9 protein-coding genes and 1 pseudogene are annotated in these 16473 nt (G+C 76.4%); 7 read left to right on the forward strand and 3 right to left on the reverse strand.

Annotated features, from left to right (window positions below; translation table 11 throughout):
• Window positions 1–98 precede the first annotated feature (98 nt).
• From ABD220_RS09075 to hemL, 3 genes and pseudogenes are all read left to right on the forward strand, one after another.
• Window positions 99–857: pseudogene (locus ABD220_RS09075) on the forward strand (uroporphyrinogen-III synthase); the annotation flags it as partial.
• 183 nt (window positions 858–1040) lie between these two features.
• Window positions 1041–2051 (forward strand): porphobilinogen synthase, encoded by a 1011-nt coding sequence (gene hemB, locus ABD220_RS09080; protein ID WP_344122074.1) that lies wholly within the window; start codon window positions 1041–1043, stop codon window positions 2049–2051.
• A gap of 53 nt (window positions 2052–2104) precedes the next feature.
• A complete protein-coding gene (hemL, locus tag ABD220_RS09085) occupies window positions 2105–3421 on the forward strand; it encodes a glutamate-1-semialdehyde 2,1-aminomutase (RefSeq protein ID WP_344121825.1) in 1317 nt (438 codons plus the stop codon).
• 39 nt (window positions 3422–3460) lie between these two features.
• Here hemL and ABD220_RS09090 read toward each other — a convergent pair whose 3' ends face one another.
• Window positions 3461–4315, reverse strand: coding sequence for a 3'-5' exonuclease (locus ABD220_RS09090; protein WP_344121827.1), 855 nt, complete (start codon window positions 4313–4315; stop codon window positions 3461–3463).
• A gap of 95 nt (window positions 4316–4410) precedes the next feature.
• Here ABD220_RS09090 and ABD220_RS09095 point away from each other — a divergent pair, with 95 nt between their 5' ends.
• A complete protein-coding gene (locus ABD220_RS09095) occupies window positions 4411–7854 on the forward strand; it encodes an ATP-dependent helicase (protein ID WP_344121829.1) in 3444 nt (1147 codons plus the stop codon).
• A gap of 50 nt (window positions 7855–7904) precedes the next feature.
• Complete coding sequence (locus tag ABD220_RS09100) at window positions 7905–11399, forward strand: ATP-dependent helicase (protein WP_344121831.1); 3495 nt, start codon at window positions 7905–7907, stop codon at window positions 11397–11399.
• Here ABD220_RS09100 and ABD220_RS09105 read toward each other — a convergent pair.
• The gene (locus tag ABD220_RS09105; RefSeq protein WP_344121833.1) at window positions 11396–12553 is read right to left on the reverse strand and encodes a phosphotransferase; all 1158 of its coding nucleotides are present in this window, start codon (window positions 12551–12553) and stop codon (window positions 11396–11398) included. The genes ABD220_RS09100 and ABD220_RS09105 overlap by 4 nt on opposite strands.
• Before the next feature lie 92 nt (window positions 12554–12645).
• Between ABD220_RS09105 and nudC the strand changes: the two genes are divergently transcribed.
• Window positions 12646–13731 carry an NAD(+) diphosphatase gene (gene nudC / locus ABD220_RS09110; protein WP_344121835.1) on the forward strand — a complete coding sequence of 362 codons (1086 nt, stop codon included), beginning with the start codon at window positions 12646–12648 and terminating at the stop codon, window positions 13729–13731.
• Entirely contained in the window at window positions 13725–15557 is a 1833-nt protein-coding gene (locus ABD220_RS09115; protein ID WP_344121837.1) for an ATP-dependent helicase, read from the forward strand. Before nudC ends, ABD220_RS09115 begins: the two co-directional genes overlap by 7 nt.
• Here the strand turns inward: ABD220_RS09115 and ABD220_RS09120 are convergent.
• Window positions 15548–16375, reverse strand: a complete 828-nt coding sequence (locus ABD220_RS09120) for a ThiF family adenylyltransferase (RefSeq protein ID WP_344121839.1) — start codon at window positions 16373–16375, stop codon at window positions 15548–15550. The two genes, ABD220_RS09115 and ABD220_RS09120, sit on opposite strands and share 10 nt — an antisense overlap.
• Between the last annotated feature and the right edge of the window lie 98 nt (window positions 16376–16473).

Raw genomic sequence — 16473 nt, forward strand, 5'->3', positions numbered from 1 at the left:
TGCCGCGCCCCGGCCCCGCCGACCGCTGCGCCGACCCCGCCGCCCTGCGCGGGACCAGGGTCGTCGTGACCCGTTCCGCCGACCGGGCCCGGGAGCTCGTGGAGCTGCTGCGCGGGCACGGGGCCCGGGTCCGGCTCGCCCCGCTGCTCGAGGCCGCCCTGCCCCGGGACACCGGTCCTGTGGCAGCCCTGGTCGACCGGGCGGCGGAGCCCGGTCCCGCCGCGCGGACCTGGCTCGTGGTGACCTCGGTCAACACGGTCCGGGCACTGCGCGCGGTCGCCGGGGACCCGGCCGAGCCCGCTCTCGGCGACCGGCTGGCGGCGGCACGTCGGGCCGGTCTGCGGGTGGCCGCGGTGGGGGACGCCACGGCCGCGGCCCTCACGGCGGCCGGGCTGCCGCCGGACCTCGTGCCCGGCACGGCGCACTCGGCCACTGGGCTGCTCGCCGACTGGCCGCCGGAGCCCGCCCCCGGCACGATCCTGCTGCCGCTCTCCGCCCGGGCCCGGCCCGTCCTCGAGACCGGCCTGACCGCACGGGGGTACCGCGTCCTGACGGCCACGGCCTACGAGACCGTGCCGTGGCCGGCCACCGCACCCCTGGCACGGACGGCTGCGGCCGACGGCGTGGCCGGCCGGCCGGACGGCCGGGCGGCGGAGCTCCACCGGTCGGACCTGCTGACGGTCCTGGCCGCCGGCGAGGTCGACGCCGTGGTGCTCACGGCGCCGTCCCACCTCGCCGAGCTCGTGGGCGGCGACCCCTCCGTCCTGGCGGGCACCGTCCTCGTGGCCATCGGCGAGCCCACGCGCCGTGCCGCGGCCGACCGCGGCTTGCGGGCCGTGGCCGCGGCCAGGCCCAGCCCGGAGGGGATTTGCGACGCCCTCCTCCGGGCCCTCGCCGACCGCGAGGCGACCGTCCGGGCCGCCCCGCGGGCTCCCGCACCGGGCCCGGCGGCCGCTGCCCCGCCGGCGACCAGGAGCACCGCCGCACCGACGACACCGATCCCGACGACACCGATCCCGACGACCGAGGAGACGAACTCCGTGACCCACCGAACTCCGCGCTACGACCTGGTCTCCCGCCCCCGCCGGCTGCGCACCACCCCGGCCGTGCGCCGTCTCGCCGCGCAGACCAGGGTCCACCCGTCCGATCTCATCCTGCCCGTGTTCGTCCGGGAGGGCCTCGCCGAGCCGGCCCCGCTCGGCTCCATGCCGGGGGTCGTCCAGCACTCCATGGACTCGCTCCGGCGCGCCGCCGCCGAGGCTGCGGCCAAGGGTCTCGGCGGGTTCATGGTCTTCGGCGTGCCCGCCGAGCGGGACCCCGAGGGCAGCGCCGGGTGCGACCCCGAGGGCATCCTGAACCGTGCGCTGCGCGCGGTGCGCGCCGAGGTCGGGGACGACCTCGTGGTCATGGCGGACCTGTGCCTGGACGAGTTCACCGACCACGGTCACTGCGGCGTCCTGGCCGCGGACGGGACGGTGGACAACGACGCGACCCTGGAGGTCTACGGCCGGATGGCGGTGGCCCAGGCCGAGGCGGGCGCCCACGTGCTCGGCCCGTCCGGCATGATGGACGGTCAGATCGGCGTGATCCGCTCCGCCCTGGACGAGGCCGGGCACTCCGACGTCGCCGTCCTGGCCTACTCCGTGAAGTACTCCTCCGCTTTCTACGGCCCGTTCCGCGAGGCCGTGGACTCCCAGCTCCGGGGCGACCGCCGCACCTACCAGATGGACCCCGCCAACCGCCGGGAGGCGCTGCACGAACTGCAGCTGGACCTGGACGAGGGCGCCGACATGGTCATGGTCAAGCCGGCCATGAGCTACCTCGACATCCTCCGCGACGTGGCCGAAGTCTCCCCGGTGCCCGTCTCCGCGTACCAGATCTCCGGCGAGTACGCCATGATCGAGGCCGCGGCCGCCAACGGCTGGATCGACCGGCGGGCCGCGATCCAGGAGTCCGTGCTGTCCATCCGCCGGGCGGGCGCCGACTCCGTGCTCACCTACTTCGCCGTCGAGCTCGCGGACTGGTTCCGCGACGAGAACGGCCTCTCCTGACCCCCACCGTCCCCCGAGCCGGCACCCCCGGCGAAAGGAAGCAGACAGAACCCATGAGCGTTTCCCAGGAACTCTTCGACCGCGCGCGCAAGGTCATGCCCGGCGGGGTCAACTCCCCGGTGCGGGCCTTCGCGTCCGTGGGCGGCACCCCGCCCTTCATCACCGCGGCCAAGGGGCCGTACCTCACCGACGCCGACGGCCGCGAGTACGTCGACCTCGTCAGCTCGTGGGGGCCCGCCCTCGTCGGGCACTCCCACCCGGCCGTCATCGAGGCCGTGCACGAGGCCGTGGAGCGCGGCCTGTCCTTCGGGGCGACGACGCGCGGCGAGACCGAGCTGGCCGAGCTCGTGGTCGAGCGGATCGGCGCGATCGACGAGCTGCGCATGGTCTCGACCGGCACGGAGGCGGCCATGACCGCGATCCGCCTGGCGCGCGGCGTGACCGGCCGGGACCTCGTCGTGAAGTTCGCCGGCTGCTACCACGGGCACGTGGACTCCCTGCTGTCCGAGGCGGGCTCCGGCGTCGCGACCCTCGCCCTGCCCGGTTCCGCCGGGGTCACCGCGGCCACCGCGGCCGAGACCCTGGTGCTGCCCTACAACGACCTCGCCGCCGTGGAGGAGGCCTTCGCCGCCCACCCCGGCCGGATCGCCGCCGTCATCACCGAGGGTGCTCCCGCCAACATGGGCGTGGTCACCCCCGGCGAGGGCTTCAACGCGGGTCTGCGCCGGATCACCGGTGAGCACGGGGCCCTGCTGATCTTCGACGAGGTGCTGACCGGGTTCCGCGTGCACGAGGCCGGCTACTGGGGTCTCACCGCCGCCGGCGAGGACGGCTGGGAGCCCGACCTGTTCATGTTCGGCAAGGTCATCGGCGGCGGCCTGCCGGTCGCCGGCGTGGGCGGACGGGCCGCGGTCATGAACCACCTGGCGCCCCTGGGCCCCGTCTACCAGGCCGGGACCCTCTCCGGGAACCCCGTGGCGATGGCCGCAGGCGCGGCGACCCTGCGCACCGCGGACCGGATCGCCTACCAGACCGTCGACCGGCGCTCGGCCCAGCTGCAGGAGGCCGTGCGCGCGGCGCTGACCGAGGCCGGGGTGGACCACTCGATCCAGTCGGCCGGCAACCTGTTCTCGGTGGCCTTCGGGACCTCCACCACCGGTGTGCGCGACTACGCGCAGGCCAAGGCGCAGGAGACGTTCCGCTACCCGGCGTTCTTCCACGCGATGCTCGACCAGGGCGTCTACCTGCCCCCGTCGGTGTTCGAGGCGTGGTTCCTCTCGGCCGCGCACGACGACGCCGCGATGGACCGGATCGTCTCCGCCCTGCCGGCCGCCGCCCGCGCTGCCGCCGAGGCCCGGCCGGCCGCCTGAGCCCGGCCGCCCGGCCCGGGCCGCCGCCCCGGGGAGCGCTCAGACGTCCTCGGGGCGGCGGAGCGGCCAGGCGCCGTCCACCACCGCGTCCGGGCGGGTCCGGCGGAAGTACTCCTGGAGGCTCGCCGCCTGCTCGGCCGCCCACCCGACCTGGTCGGCGTGCAGCGCGTCCGCGGGGCGGGCCAGCTCGGGGAAGCGCCGGGTCATCAGCACCGCGAGCCGCTCCGTGGCGACCGAGTCCGCCGCCGAGGTGTGGGCCGCGGTCAGCTCGACCCCGTACTCCTCGCACAGCGCCCCGAGGGTGCGCTTGCCGCGACGGTACCGGTGCACCTGCTTGTTGAGGACGTAGGGGTCGAGCACCGGGAAGGGCCGCGGGACCTCCACCCCGTGGCGCCGGCCCTCGTGGGCGAGGACCGTGAAGTCGTAGGAGGCGTTGAACACCAGCACGGGCGTGCCCGCGGCGAAGAGGGCGCCCAGGACGCCGGCGATCTCCGCGACCACCTCCGCGGCGGGCCGTCCCTCGGCGCGGGCCCGCTCGGTGCTCACCCCGTGCACGGCGGCCGCCTCCTCGGGTATCTCCACCCCCGGGTCCGCCAGCCACTCCCACTCGTCCGTCACGGCACCTGCGGCGTCCGTGCGCACCACGGAGGCCGTGACGATGCGGGCCGTGTGCGGATCGCGGCCGGTCGTCTCGAGGTCGAAGGCGGCCCGCGGACCCTCGGTCCACGCGGGGGCCGCCCCCGGGGCGCCGGGGACGCCCTCGAGGTCGAAGAGCACGGCCTGCTCCGCGGCGTCGTCCGGCGCGGGCGGGCCGGGCCTCGGCGCGCGCAGCGGGGCGGCGTCGAACAGGGGCAGCTGGTCGGTGGGGCCGGCGGGGCCTGAGGGCGAGGACATGGCTCCCACCGTACCGGCCCCCTCCGACCCGCCACGGACGCCGGGCACCGGCCGCCGCGCTTACACCGTCGGAGTCCCGTGATGAGATGAGACCCATGCGGCACCCCGAGGACAGCACCCACACCACGAGCCCTGCCGTGCCCGGGGCGGGACCGGTGCGCTGGAACCTGGTCCCCCCGCACGGCTCCGCGGCGGAACGCACCCGGTGGCGGCCGAGCGCCGAGCAGGAGGAGGTCGCCGGTCTCCCGGCCGGCTGCGGCCCCCGGCTCGTGCTGGGCGGCCCCGGGACCGGGCGGACCCGGGTGCTCGTGGAGCTGGCGGCGCGCCGGATCGGCCACGGCCTCGACCCGGACCGGCTGCTCGTGCTCACGCCGTCCCGGCTCTCGGCAGCCCGGTTGCGGGACGACCTCACGGCCGCGGTCTCGGCCACCATGAGCTCCCCGCCCGTGCGGGCCTGGCAGTCCTACGCCTTCGACCTGCTCCGGCGGGCCCAGAACGAGGGGCTGCTCCCGGGCGTCGTGCACGGCCCCAAGCTGCTGTCCGGGCCGGAGCAGGACGTGCTCATCGGCGAGCTCATGGCCGGGCACGCCACGGGGTTCGGTGCCCCCGTCATGTGGCCCTCGGACCTCCGGGAGGCCCTGGGCACCCGCGGCTTCCGCCAGGAGGTGCGCGAGCTGTTCGACCGCATGTCCGAGTACGACCTCGCCCCCGAGGACCTCCGCGGCCTCGCCCGGCGCCTGCAGCGCCCGGACTGGGCGGCGGCCGCCACCATGCAGGCCGAGTACCAGGCCGTGCGCCGGCTGCGGATGCCGGAGTCCTACGACCCCGCCGCCCTCGTGACCGAGGCCGCACGGGTCCTCGAGGAGCAGCCCGAGTTCCTGCGGGCCGAGCAGGAGCGCCTCGACCTCGTGCTGGTGGACGACCTGCACGAGGCGACGCCCTCGATCCACCGGCTGCTCGCCGTGCTGTGCCGGGGACGGGACACCGTCATGACCGCCTGCACGGACACCGTGGTCCAGGGCTTCCGCGGGGCCCGGCCCGACCTTCTGCGCACCCTCGAGGACCGGCTCGCCGAACCCGCACGCCCCCTCCGGCGGCACCTCCTGGGCACGAGCCGGCGGATGCCCGGGGCGGTCGCCGAGGTGTGGCAGCGCGTGGCCGAACGGATCCCCGCCGTCGCCGGGGCCCGGCACCCCCGCGGCCTCCGGCCCCCGGAGGGCGCCGGGGACACCGAGCACTCCGAGGGGACCGGCGGCGCCGGGGACACCGGGGTCGCGGCGACCGCGCCGGAGCACACCCCGGAGGACCGCGCCGGGGCCGGCGCGGAGCGGGGAGAGGTCACCACGGTGGTGCTCTCGTCGCCGCTGCACGAGGCCCGCTGGATCGCGCACCAGGTGCTGGAGCGCCACCTGGTGCACGGCGTCGCGCTGGCGGACATGGCCGTGGTCGTGCGCAACGGCCGCTACCTGGAGGGCCTCGAGCGCCAGCTCTCCGCCCTCGGCGTGCCCGTCAGCACCTCCGCCGCCGAGACGCCGGTGCGCGACGAACCGGCGGTCCGGCCGCTGCTGGGTGCCCTGCGCATCGTGACCGCCGCCGCCGCGGAGCGCGGTGATGAGGCGCACTTCGGCGCCCTCACCGTCCAGGCGGCCGTCGACCTGCTGTCCTCGCGGATCGGCAACGCCTCCCCGATGGACGTCCGCCGGCTCCGTCAGCGGCTCCGGGCGGAGGAGCTGGCCGCGGGCGGTGCACGCAGCAGCGACGACCTGCTCGTGGAGGCCCTCGTGGCCCCCGGGGCGCTCGACGCCGCCGGCGTGCGCTCCGTGCCGGCCCGCCGGATCGCCCGGATGCTCGCGGCCGGGACCCGGGCCCTCCGGGAGGAGGGCGCCACGGCCGAGACCGTCCTGTGGGCGCTGTGGGAGGCCGCCGGGGTCGCCGACTCCTGGCGGCGCCGCGCGCTGGAGGGCGGACCGGCGGGGGAGCGGGCCGACCGCGACCTCGACGCCGTGGTGGGCCTGTTCGAGTCGGCCGAGCGCTACGTCGACCACCTTCCGGGGGCAGGCCCCGCCCAGTTCCTGGACTACATCGAGAACCAGGAACTCCCCATGGACACCCTGGCCGCCCGCGCCCCGACCGACGAGACGGTCGAGATCATGACGCCGGCCACCGCCGCGGGCCGGCAGTGGCCCGTGGTCTTCGTCGCCGGCGTGCAGGAGGGCGTGTGGCCCAACACCCGCCTGCGCGGGCAGCTGCTCGGCGCGGACCTGCTCACGGACGCGCTCGACCTCGGCGTCGACCAGGCCGCGCGGGTCACCCCCGTGACCCGGATGCGGGAGGTCCGCCACGACGAGCTGCGCTCCTTCTCCGCCGCGGTGTCCCGCAGCTGCGGCACGCTCGTGGTCACGGCGGCCTCCGGCGAGGACGAGCAGCCCTCCGAGTTCCTGGACCTCGTCGATCCCCCGGGGTCGCAGCCCGGGGACGGCGTCCGGGCCGTGGTGGACGCCCCCCGTCCCATGACGCTGCGCGCACTCGTGGCCGAGCTGCGGCAGTGGGTCCAGCTGCACGAGGAGGACCCGGTGCGCTCGGAGGCCGCGGCCCGGCTGCTGCACCGCATCGCATCCTCCCCGCGCCCGGTGCCCGGCGCCCACCCCGACACCTGGTGGGGCGCGGCGGAGCTCTCGAGCACGGCGCCCGTCTTCGACGACGGGGTGCCCGTGCCCGTCTCCCCGTCCCGGATCGAGACCATCCACCGGTCACCCCTCGACTGGTTCGTGGCCGCCTCGCGGGCCGAGGCCGCGACCGACCTCAGCCGCAGCCTCGGCTCGCTCGTGCACGCCATCGCCGAGGAGCTGCCGGAGGCCTCGGGATCCGAGCTCGTCGCCGAGCTCGAGCGCCGCTGGCCCACACTGGGACTGCCGGAGACCTGGGAGTCCGCGGTCCAGCTCGAGCGCGCCCGGCAGATGCTGCGCAAGTTCGCCCAGTACGTCGTGGATGCCAGGAGCAAGCACGGCCGCCGGCTGGCCTCCGTGGAGGGGGCGTTCAGCGTGCTCGTCCAGGGGCGGGCGCGCGACGCCCTGCTCCGCGGCCGCGTGGACCGCCTGGAGCTCGACGAGCAGGGCCGCTACGTCGTGGTCGACCTCAAGACCGGCCGGAATCAGCCGGCCGGGGCGAAGATCGCCGAGCACCCGCAGCTGGCGGCCTACCAGGTGGCGCTCACGGCCGGGGCGGGCACGGCCATGGTCGCCGGTGAGGACGAGGCCGTGCTCGAGCTGCCCGGCGGCACCGTGACGGAGCTCTCCGGCGGCGCCCTGCTCGTCCAGCTCGGCACCCGGGCCAAGTCCCCCTCCGTGCAGCAGCAGGACCCCCTCGACCCGGACGCCACGTGGGCGCGGGAGCTGATCACCCGAGCCGCGGAGCTCGTGGCCGGGGAACGGTTCACCGCCCGCCACGACCAAGCAGAGGGCACCTTCAACGGCCACGGGTGCAAGCTGCCGCAGATCTGCCCGCTCTGCGCCGAGGGACGGCAGGTGAGCGAACCGTGAGGACGGCCCCCGGACCCGTCCCACCCGGACAGCAGGAGACGACAGCACCCATGACCCACGCCCCCGGCACCCCCGACGACGCCACCCCGCCCGCCGCCGAGCACCCCTACGGCGGCGTGGAGCCCCGGTACAGCCCCGAGGAGCTCGCCGAGCTGCTCGGCGGCAACCGCCCCACGGCCCAGCAGTCCGCGGTGATCTCCGCCCCGCTCACCCCCCGGCTGGTCGTTGCGGGCGCGGGCTCGGGCAAGACCGCCACCATGGTCGACCGGGTGGTCTGGCTCGTGGCCAACGGCGTCGTCGCCCCGGACCAGGTCCTCGGCGTGACCTTCACCCGCAAGGCTGCCGGCGAGCTGGGGGAGCGCATGCGCTCCCGGCTCGCGCGGTTGCGCGCCCAGGGGCTCGTCGCGCCCGCCGACGCGGGGGAGGACGACCTCCCGGCCGCCCCCCAGGACCCCACGGTCAGCACCTACCACTCCTACGCCAACACGCTCGTGCGCAACTACGGGCTGCGGATCGGGATCGAGCCGGACACCACCCTGCTGGGCCAGGCCCGCACGTGGCAGATCGCCGCGCAGACCGTGGAGGCCTGGACCGGTGAGCTGCTCGAGACCATGCCCGCGAAGTCGACCATGGTCGCCGCGGTCCTCGACCTCGCCTCCGCGTGCGCGGAGCACCTCGTGGAGCCCGCGGACGTGGAGCGCTTCGCGGCCCGGCTGCTCGGCGCGCTGGCCACGGCGCCCCCGGGGCGCCGGAAGAAGACCCTGGGCGCCCAGCTGAAGAAGGTCGAGGACAACCAGCGCACCGCGTGGGTCCTCGCCGAGCTCGTGGCCGACTTCTCCCGGCGCAAGCACGAGGCCCAGGCCATGGACTTCGGCGACCTGCTCTCCGCCGCCGCCCGGCTGGCGGAGCAGGACCCGGTCGCCCGCCGGACCGAACGGGAGCGGCACCGGGTGGTGCTGCTGGACGAGTTCCAGGACACCTCGCACGCCCAGCTGCGGCTCTTCGCCGCCCTCTTCGGGCACGGGCACTCCGTGATGGCCGTGGGCGATCCCCAGCAGTCGATCTACGGCTTCCGCGGGGCCTCGTCGGGGCAGCTGTTCGGTTTCTACGACTCCTTTCCCGTCGCGCCCGGCCAGGACGGGGAGCCGAGCTTCCTCACCACGGCGTGGCGCAACGACGCGAGCATCCTCGACGTCGCCAACACCATTGCCGCACCCCTGCGGACCCTGCCGGCGTGGGCCCGCAGCACGTCCTCCCTCGCCGTTCCCGAGCTCACCCCGCGGCCCGGCGCGGGCACCGGCCGGGTGCGCATCAGCCGGTACACGACCGACGTCGAGGAGGCCGTCGCCCTCGCGGAACGCGTCCGCTCCCGCCGGGAGCAGCACCGCGGGGACCCGGAGGAGCAGATGCCCACCATGGCGGTGCTCTGCCGCAAGCGCTCCCAGATCGAGCCCGTGCGCCGGGAGCTCGCCGCCCGGGGCATCCCCTACGAGGTCGTGGGCCTGGGCGGTCTGCTCAGCACACCGGAGGTCTCCGACGTCGTCGCGACCCTCCGGGTGCTGGACGACCCCGGCCGCTCGGACGCCCTCGTGCGGCTGCTCGCGGGCGCCCGCTGGCGGATCGGGACCCGGGACCTCATGGCCCTCGCCGACTGGGCGTCGCACCTGGAGCGTCGCCGCACGGAGGCCGCGCAAGCGGGCCGGGCCGAGGACCTGGAGAGCCCGGTGACCGCGGAGGAGGCCCAGGAGGAGGCCCTCGTCGAGCCCGATCTGTCCGACCACGCCTCGCTGATCGAGGCGCTCGAGACCCTCCCGTGGCCGGGGTGGACCTCCGCGCACGCCCGCACCCTGTCCGAGGCGGCCCGGGAGCGCCTCACCAGGCTGCGGGCGGAGCTGGACCACCTGCGCTCCTTCCTCTCCGACGACCTGCCGAGCCTGCTGCACGAGGTCGAGACGGTCCTCGGGCTCGACGTCGAGGTCGCCGCGCACCCGCACCGCCCCGTACACCAGGCGCGGCGCAACCTGGACGCCTTCCACGAGGCCGCGCAGTCCTTCACGGCGTTCTCCGCGACCAGCGACGTCTCGGCCTTCCTCGCGTGGCTCGACGTCACCCTCGCGGAGGAGAACGGGCTCGAGCCCGGCCCCGACCGCACGCGGCACGACGCCGTGCAGCTGGTCACGGTGCACGCCTCCAAGGGACTCGAGTGGGACCACGTCTACGTCCCGGGCCTCAACGCCGGGAACTTCCCGACCGACAAGCCCTCCCGCTGGACCCTCGACACCGGCACCCTGGCCTGGCCGCTGCGCGGTGACGCCCGGTTCCTGCCGCAGTGGGCCGTGGACACGAGCGACCTCAAGGCCCTGGAGGAGTCCCACGCGGAGTTCCTGGAGCTCGCCGCCCAGCACGCCGAGGACGAGGAGCGCCGCCTCGCGTACGTGGCCGTGACCCGGGCCCGGGAGGTCCTGGAGCTGTCCTGCACCGTGTTCCGGGGCACGGCCGCGAAGGGCCAGGAGCCCTCCGTGTTCGTCGCGGAGCTGGCGCCGCTGACCGAGGGACCCGAGCCGCCCGTCCGCCTCGGCCCCTGGGCGGAGGCACCGGCGGGGACCCGCAACCCGGCCGCCGCCACCGTGCTGAGCGCGCCGTGGCCGTACGACCCGCTGGAGGGTCCCGAGATCACCGAGACCGTGACGGACGAGAGCGGCCGGAGCGCCGTGCGCGTGAGCCCACCCCCGCACCTCGGCCGCCGGGCCGTGCTCGAGCGGGCCGCCCGCGCGGTCCGGGAGCGCGGGTTCGAGGACACCGCGGACCTCGACGTCGAGGACCTGCTCGGCGTCGCGGAGCGGGACGGGCTCGTGCCCGACCCGCGCCGGTGGTCCGAGGAGGCGAGGATCCTGCTCGCCCGGCACGAGGACGGCCGGACCGAGCGGGCCGTCCCCATGCCGTCCCACGTGTCGGCGTCCACCCTCGTGGCGCTCGCGCGCGACCCGCTCGAGGTCGTGTCGGGCCTGCGCCGGCCCATGCCGCGCCGGCCCGGCACCGCGGCGCGGCGGGGCACCACCTTCCACGCCTGGATCGAGCAGTACTACGGCAGCTCCGCGATCTTCGACGTCGACGAGCTGCCCGGGACCGCCGACGACTACGTCGACGCGGCCTACGACCTCCCCGAGCTCGCCGCGACGTTCCGGTCGGGCCCGTGGGCGGACCGCCAGCCGTACGCGGTGGAGTTCCCCCTCGAGACCCCGATCGCCGGGATCACGGTCCGCGGCCGGGTGGACGCCGTCTTCCGCAACGGCGACGGCACGTGGGAGCTGGTCGACTGGAAGACGGGGCGGGCGCCGTCCGGCCGGGAGCTGCAGGAGCGGTCGGCGCAGCTGGCCGTGTACCGGCTCGCGTGGTCCCGGCTGCGGGGCGTGCCGCTCGAGGAGGTCACCGCCGCCTTCTACTACGTGGCCGAGGACCGGATCGTCCGCCCGCACGACCTGTCCGGGGCCGAGGAGCTCGAGGCGGTGATCCGGCAGGCCTACGACGTCGTGCTGCGCCCCTAGACCGGCCTCTGCGGGCCCTCCTGGGCCGTGTGGGCGGTCGAGGTCCCGGGCGCACCGGCCGGTGCCGGGCGCGCGGGGTCGTCGGCCGGCTGGGGGTGCTCGGCGACGTCCTGCACGGGACGCTCCGGCGAGCTTTCCGGGACGGGGGCGCTCGGAGCCGGGGCGGGGCGCCGGGCGACGTCCTGCTCGAGCGTGGCGAGCATCTGCTCCGCGTCGGCCACCAGGTCCTGCGCGCCACGGTCCACGGCGCGCACGAGCCACTGCGCGAGGGCGAGCTCCGCGTCCAGCCGGGCCCGGTCCAGCAGGTGCGGGTCCGGTGCTCCGTCGGGCGCCTGGAAGGACGTCCGGCGGCAGGCCGCGGCGTAGGCCTCGAGCACTCCCTCGGCGAGGCGGGCGTCCCGCGCCGCGAGGAGCCACGCGAAGTCCTCGGCGGGGTCGCCCACGTGCAGATCGGTCCACCCCGTCACCCCGCGCACCCGTCCGCGGGAGATCACGAGGTCGTCCTCCTGCAGGTCGCCGTGGACCACGCGCGGCCGGAACCGCCACACAGCGCGGTCCTCCAGGACCCGCTCCCACCGGCGCAGCAGCGCCGTCGGCACGCGCCGGGTGTCTGCGGCGCGGCTCAGCTCCGCGAGGCGCCGCTGCCGGCACTGCTCGGCGGTGTAGCCGGGCAGGTCGGCGTCCAGGACCAGGGCGGTCGGCAGCGCGTGGATCGCCGCCAGCAGCCGCCCGAGCTGCACGGCGAGCGTGGGGGGCGGTTCGGCGCTCGGCACGTGCCGGTGGTGCTCGGGGTCGGGTTCGGCGGCCATGCGGGCGAGCGCGTCGATGTCCAGCGGGGCGCCCTCGATGTGGGAGTGCACGAAGGCGTGCAGGTCCCCGTGCGCCACGGAGCCCGCGGCGGTGGGGACCAGGAACGGGAGCCGGGACCGGACGGCCGGGGTGAAGGAGCGGAGCACGAGGTGCTCGGTCTCCAGGCGCACGCTCGCCTCGGGGCTCAACGGGGCACGCACGCGCCAGCGCCGGCCGGAGGCGTCGAGGACCACGGCGGAGCGGAAGTCGGCGTCGTCGTCGGGGGAGGGCCCCACGGCCACGGGCGCGAGTCCGGGGACGCCTGCGGCGGCGACGGCGGCCAGGTGCTCGAGGGACGTGCTCACGGCGTCCACCCTACAAGAGGCCACGCCGGGGGCACGGCAGCCGTCCCCACCCGCCCGGCCCGTGGTCCGCCCGGGTCGCTACAGTGGGAGACGTGCCCGCCTCCACTCCTCCCGAGCCCGTCCCCGGCTCCCGCCCCGTGCCCGCCCCCGAGCGCCTCTCGCCGGCCCGGATGCCGTTCGCAGCGACGGCCTTCGACCGCGACGCGGTCGACCGTGAGCTCCAGGACGTGCGCGTGCTCGCCGCGCAGGACCCCAGCACGCTCGTGCTCGTGCTCGCGGGCGGTCTCGCCCCCGTGGCCGGCGACGCCCTGCTCCTGGTGCCCACGGCCGAGCTCCCGGCCGTGCCGCACGACCCGCGCCGGCCGGAGGTCTACCTCGGCCGGCTGCCCGGCGCCGACGGGGCCCGCGGCCCCCGGGTCCTCCTGCGTGCCGTCGCCGCCCCCGAGCCCGGGGGCGAGGACGCCGCGGCGGAGCCCTTCGCGGTGCCCGAGCCCCTCGTGGCGGCCGTCACCGCGTTCGCCGCCACCCGGAGCGGGCAGGAGTTGCGCTGGGCCGGCCTGCGGGAGCTCGGCCCGGTCCTCCCGGCCGGGGACACCGCGCTGCTCGTCACCGCCCAGTCGGTGGGCCTGTGGCACCGGGACCACCCCCGGTGCCCGCAGTGCGGGGAGCCCACCGAGGTGATCCGCTCCGGGTGGGCCCGGCAGTGCCGCAACGACGACTCCCTGCACTTCCCGCGCACGGATCCCGCGATCATCGTGGCGGTCAGCGACGGCGACCCCGACCCCGCCCGGGAGCGGCTGCTGCTGGGCCGCTCCGCGCTGTGGCAGGGCAACCGGTTCTCGACCCTCGCCGGCTTCGTGGAACCGGGGGAGTCCCTGGAGCAGGCCGTGGTCCGCGAGGTCGCCGAGGAGGCGGGCCTGACCGTGGGGGACGTGCAGTACCTGGGCTCCCAGCCCTGGCCGTTCCCGCGCTCCCTGATGCTCGGCTGCCGGGCCGTGGTGCACTCCGGTGCGGCCGTCCCGGACGGCCAGGAGATCCTGGAGCTGCGCTGGTTCACGCGGGCGCAGCTGCGGGAGGCGGCGAGCACCGGGTCGGTGACCCTCCCCGGCCGCGTCTCCATCGCGCACGCGCTCATCACCCACTGGCTCGGCGAGGACCTCCCGGAGACCGCGTGGTGACCGGGAGCGAGGCCGCCACGGACGTGGAGTCGACGCTCGAGGAGCGCATCCTCGCCGGCCTGGACCCCGAGCAGCGGGAGGTCGCGACCACGCTGCGCGGACCCGTGTGCGTGCTCGCGGGCGCCGGCACGGGCAAGACCCGGGCCATCACCCACCGGATCGCCTACGGCATCGCCACCGGTGTCTACACCCCGCAGAAGGTCCTGGCTCTGACGTTCACGGCCCGGGCCGCCAACGAGATGCGCAACCGGCTGCGCGGCCTCGGGGCCGCCGGGGTGCAGACCCGCACGTTCCACGCCGCGGCGCTGCGCCAGCTGCAGTACTTCTGGCCCCAGGCCGTGGGCGGGCCCCTGCCCGGGCTCGTGGAGCACAAGGCGCGGCTCATCACGGAGGCCGCGCAGAACATGCGCCTGTCCACGGATCGTGCGGCCGTGCGGGACCTCGCCGCCGAGATCGAGTGGGCGAAGGTCTCGATGCTGACTCCCGACACCTATCCGGCCCGGGTCGCCGGGCGGGAGATGCCGCTCAACTACGACGTGCGCACGGTCCAGCGCCTGTACCAGTCCTACGAGGAGCTCAAGACCGACCGCCACCTCATCGACTTCGAGGACGTCCTGCTGCTCACGGTGGCCGTGCTCGAGGAGGACGAGCGCGTCGCCGCGACCGTGCGCGAGCAGTACCGGCACTTCGTGGTCGACGAGTACCAGGACGTCTCCCCGCTCCAGCAGCGCCTGCTGGACGCCTGGCTCGGGGGCCGGGACGACGTGTGCGTGGTCGGTGACGCCTCGCAGACGATCTACTCCTTCACCGGTGCCACCTCCCGGCACCTGCTCGACTTCCCGGCCCGGCACCCGCAGGCGCGGGTGATCGAGCTCGTGCGCGACTACCGCTCCACCCCGCAGGTCGTGGAGACCGCCAACCGCCTGCTCGCCGCCCGCCGGCCCGCGCCGGGGTCGACCCCCGGCGCCTGGGCCACTCCGCTGCGCCTCGTGGCGCAGCGCCCGGACGGGCCGTCCCCGTCCTGGAACGAGTACGCGGACGACGAGGCCGAGGCGGCGGGGACGGCGGCGCGCATCCGGGACCTGATCGACGACGGCGTGCCCGCGGCCGAGATCGCCGTGCTCTTCCGCACCAACGGGCAGTCGCAGGCCTTCGAGACCGCGCTCGCGGAGGCGGGCATCGGCTTCCAGCTGCGGGGCACGGAACGGTTCTTCAACCGGCCCGAGGTCAAGCAGGCGGTGGTGCAGCTGCGCACGGCGGCGCGGGCGGCCGAGGCCACGGACGAGCCCACGCGCCTGGTGCGGGACATCCTCTCCTCCCTGGGCTACTCCGACCGGGCGCCGCGCTCCACGGGGGCGGTGCGGGAGCGGTGGGAGTCGCTGGCCGCGCTCGTCTCCCTCGCGGACCGGATGGCGGCGGAGGCCGGGGCCCGCGAGGAGCGATTCGTGCTCCCCGACTTCGCCGCGGAGCTCGAGCGGCGCATGGCCCAGCAGGACGCCCCCGTGATGAACGGGGTGACCCTGGCGTCCCTGCACTCGGCCAAGGGCCTGGAGTGGGACGCCGTGTTCCTGGCGGGCCTGAGCGAGGGGCTGATGCCGATCGGCTTCGCCGAGACCGCGGACGAGGTCGACGAGGAGCGGCGGCTGCTCTACGTGGGCATCACACGCGCCCGTGAGCACCTGGTGCTGTCCTGGACGCTGTCGCGCACCCCGGGCGGCAGGCCCACGCGCAAGCCCTCACGGTTCCTCGACGCCCTGCGGGAGACGGACGGGCCCCGCACACCCCAGCGCCGCTCCCGCCCGCGGGGCGCCCGCGCTCACTCCTGATCGAGCCCGCACAGGCACCGGCTCCGGTCGAGCCGCAGCCAGGACACCGCGTCCGGCCAGGGCGGGGCGTAGAGGGCGGCGTGCCGGGCACCGTCCCGGGCCGCGGACCCGCCCTCCCGGCCGTCGGCGCCGCACAGCGAGGCCAGGGCCACCGCGAGCACCTCGACGGCCAGGCGGACCGCGACGGCCTCCGCGTGGGCCGGCGCCGCCCACGCCGCGAGGACGGCGGCGCGGCCGCGAGGCGCCTCGCCGGGCTGCCCGCCCCCGAGGGTCGCCCCAACGCAGTCCGGACAGGGCCGGTGCGCCCACGGGACGGTGGGCCACCGCAGCAGCACGCCGTCGGCGTGGTGCAGCGACACCACCGGGTGCCGGGGGTCGATCCCCGCCCACGCCTCCGGGGCCGCCGCGCCGGGCAGGACCCGCCCGGCCGGGGCGGAGGCAGGGTGGGCGGCGCTGTGCACCACGACGGTGCCCGGCAGCAGCGCACCGGGGAACAGCTCCGGCGCGCTGACGGGGGCGCACCGGGGATCGAGTTCGCGCAGCCTCCGGCGCAGAGCCGCCTCCCGGCTCCGGCCGACGTCCGCCGGCCGGTACGCGCCGGTCCCGAGGTCGGCGGTGGTCACGGCAGCGGGGTCGCTGACGTAGAGCCCGAGCACGCCGCAGCGCAGCAGCCGCACGGCGAGCGCCGCCGCGAGGCCGTCCAGGCCCAGGACCAGGACGTGCACCTCGTCCGGGCGGGGGCGTTCGAGGCACGACAGCCCCGGGTCCGGGCCGTGGCCGGGACCCTGACGGGGACCGGGGAGCGGGGTGGTGGGCACAGGGCGCCTTCCGGGAGACGGGCGGGACGTCGTCACTCTCGCCGGAACCGTGCCCTCGGCGCGCGCGTCGAGGGGTCGTCCACAGTCCACGTCGCAGG

Source organism: Kocuria aegyptia (genome assembly GCF_039530085.1).
In the GTDB taxonomy this organism is placed as follows: Bacteria; Actinomycetota; Actinomycetes; order Actinomycetales; family Micrococcaceae; genus Kocuria; species Kocuria aegyptia.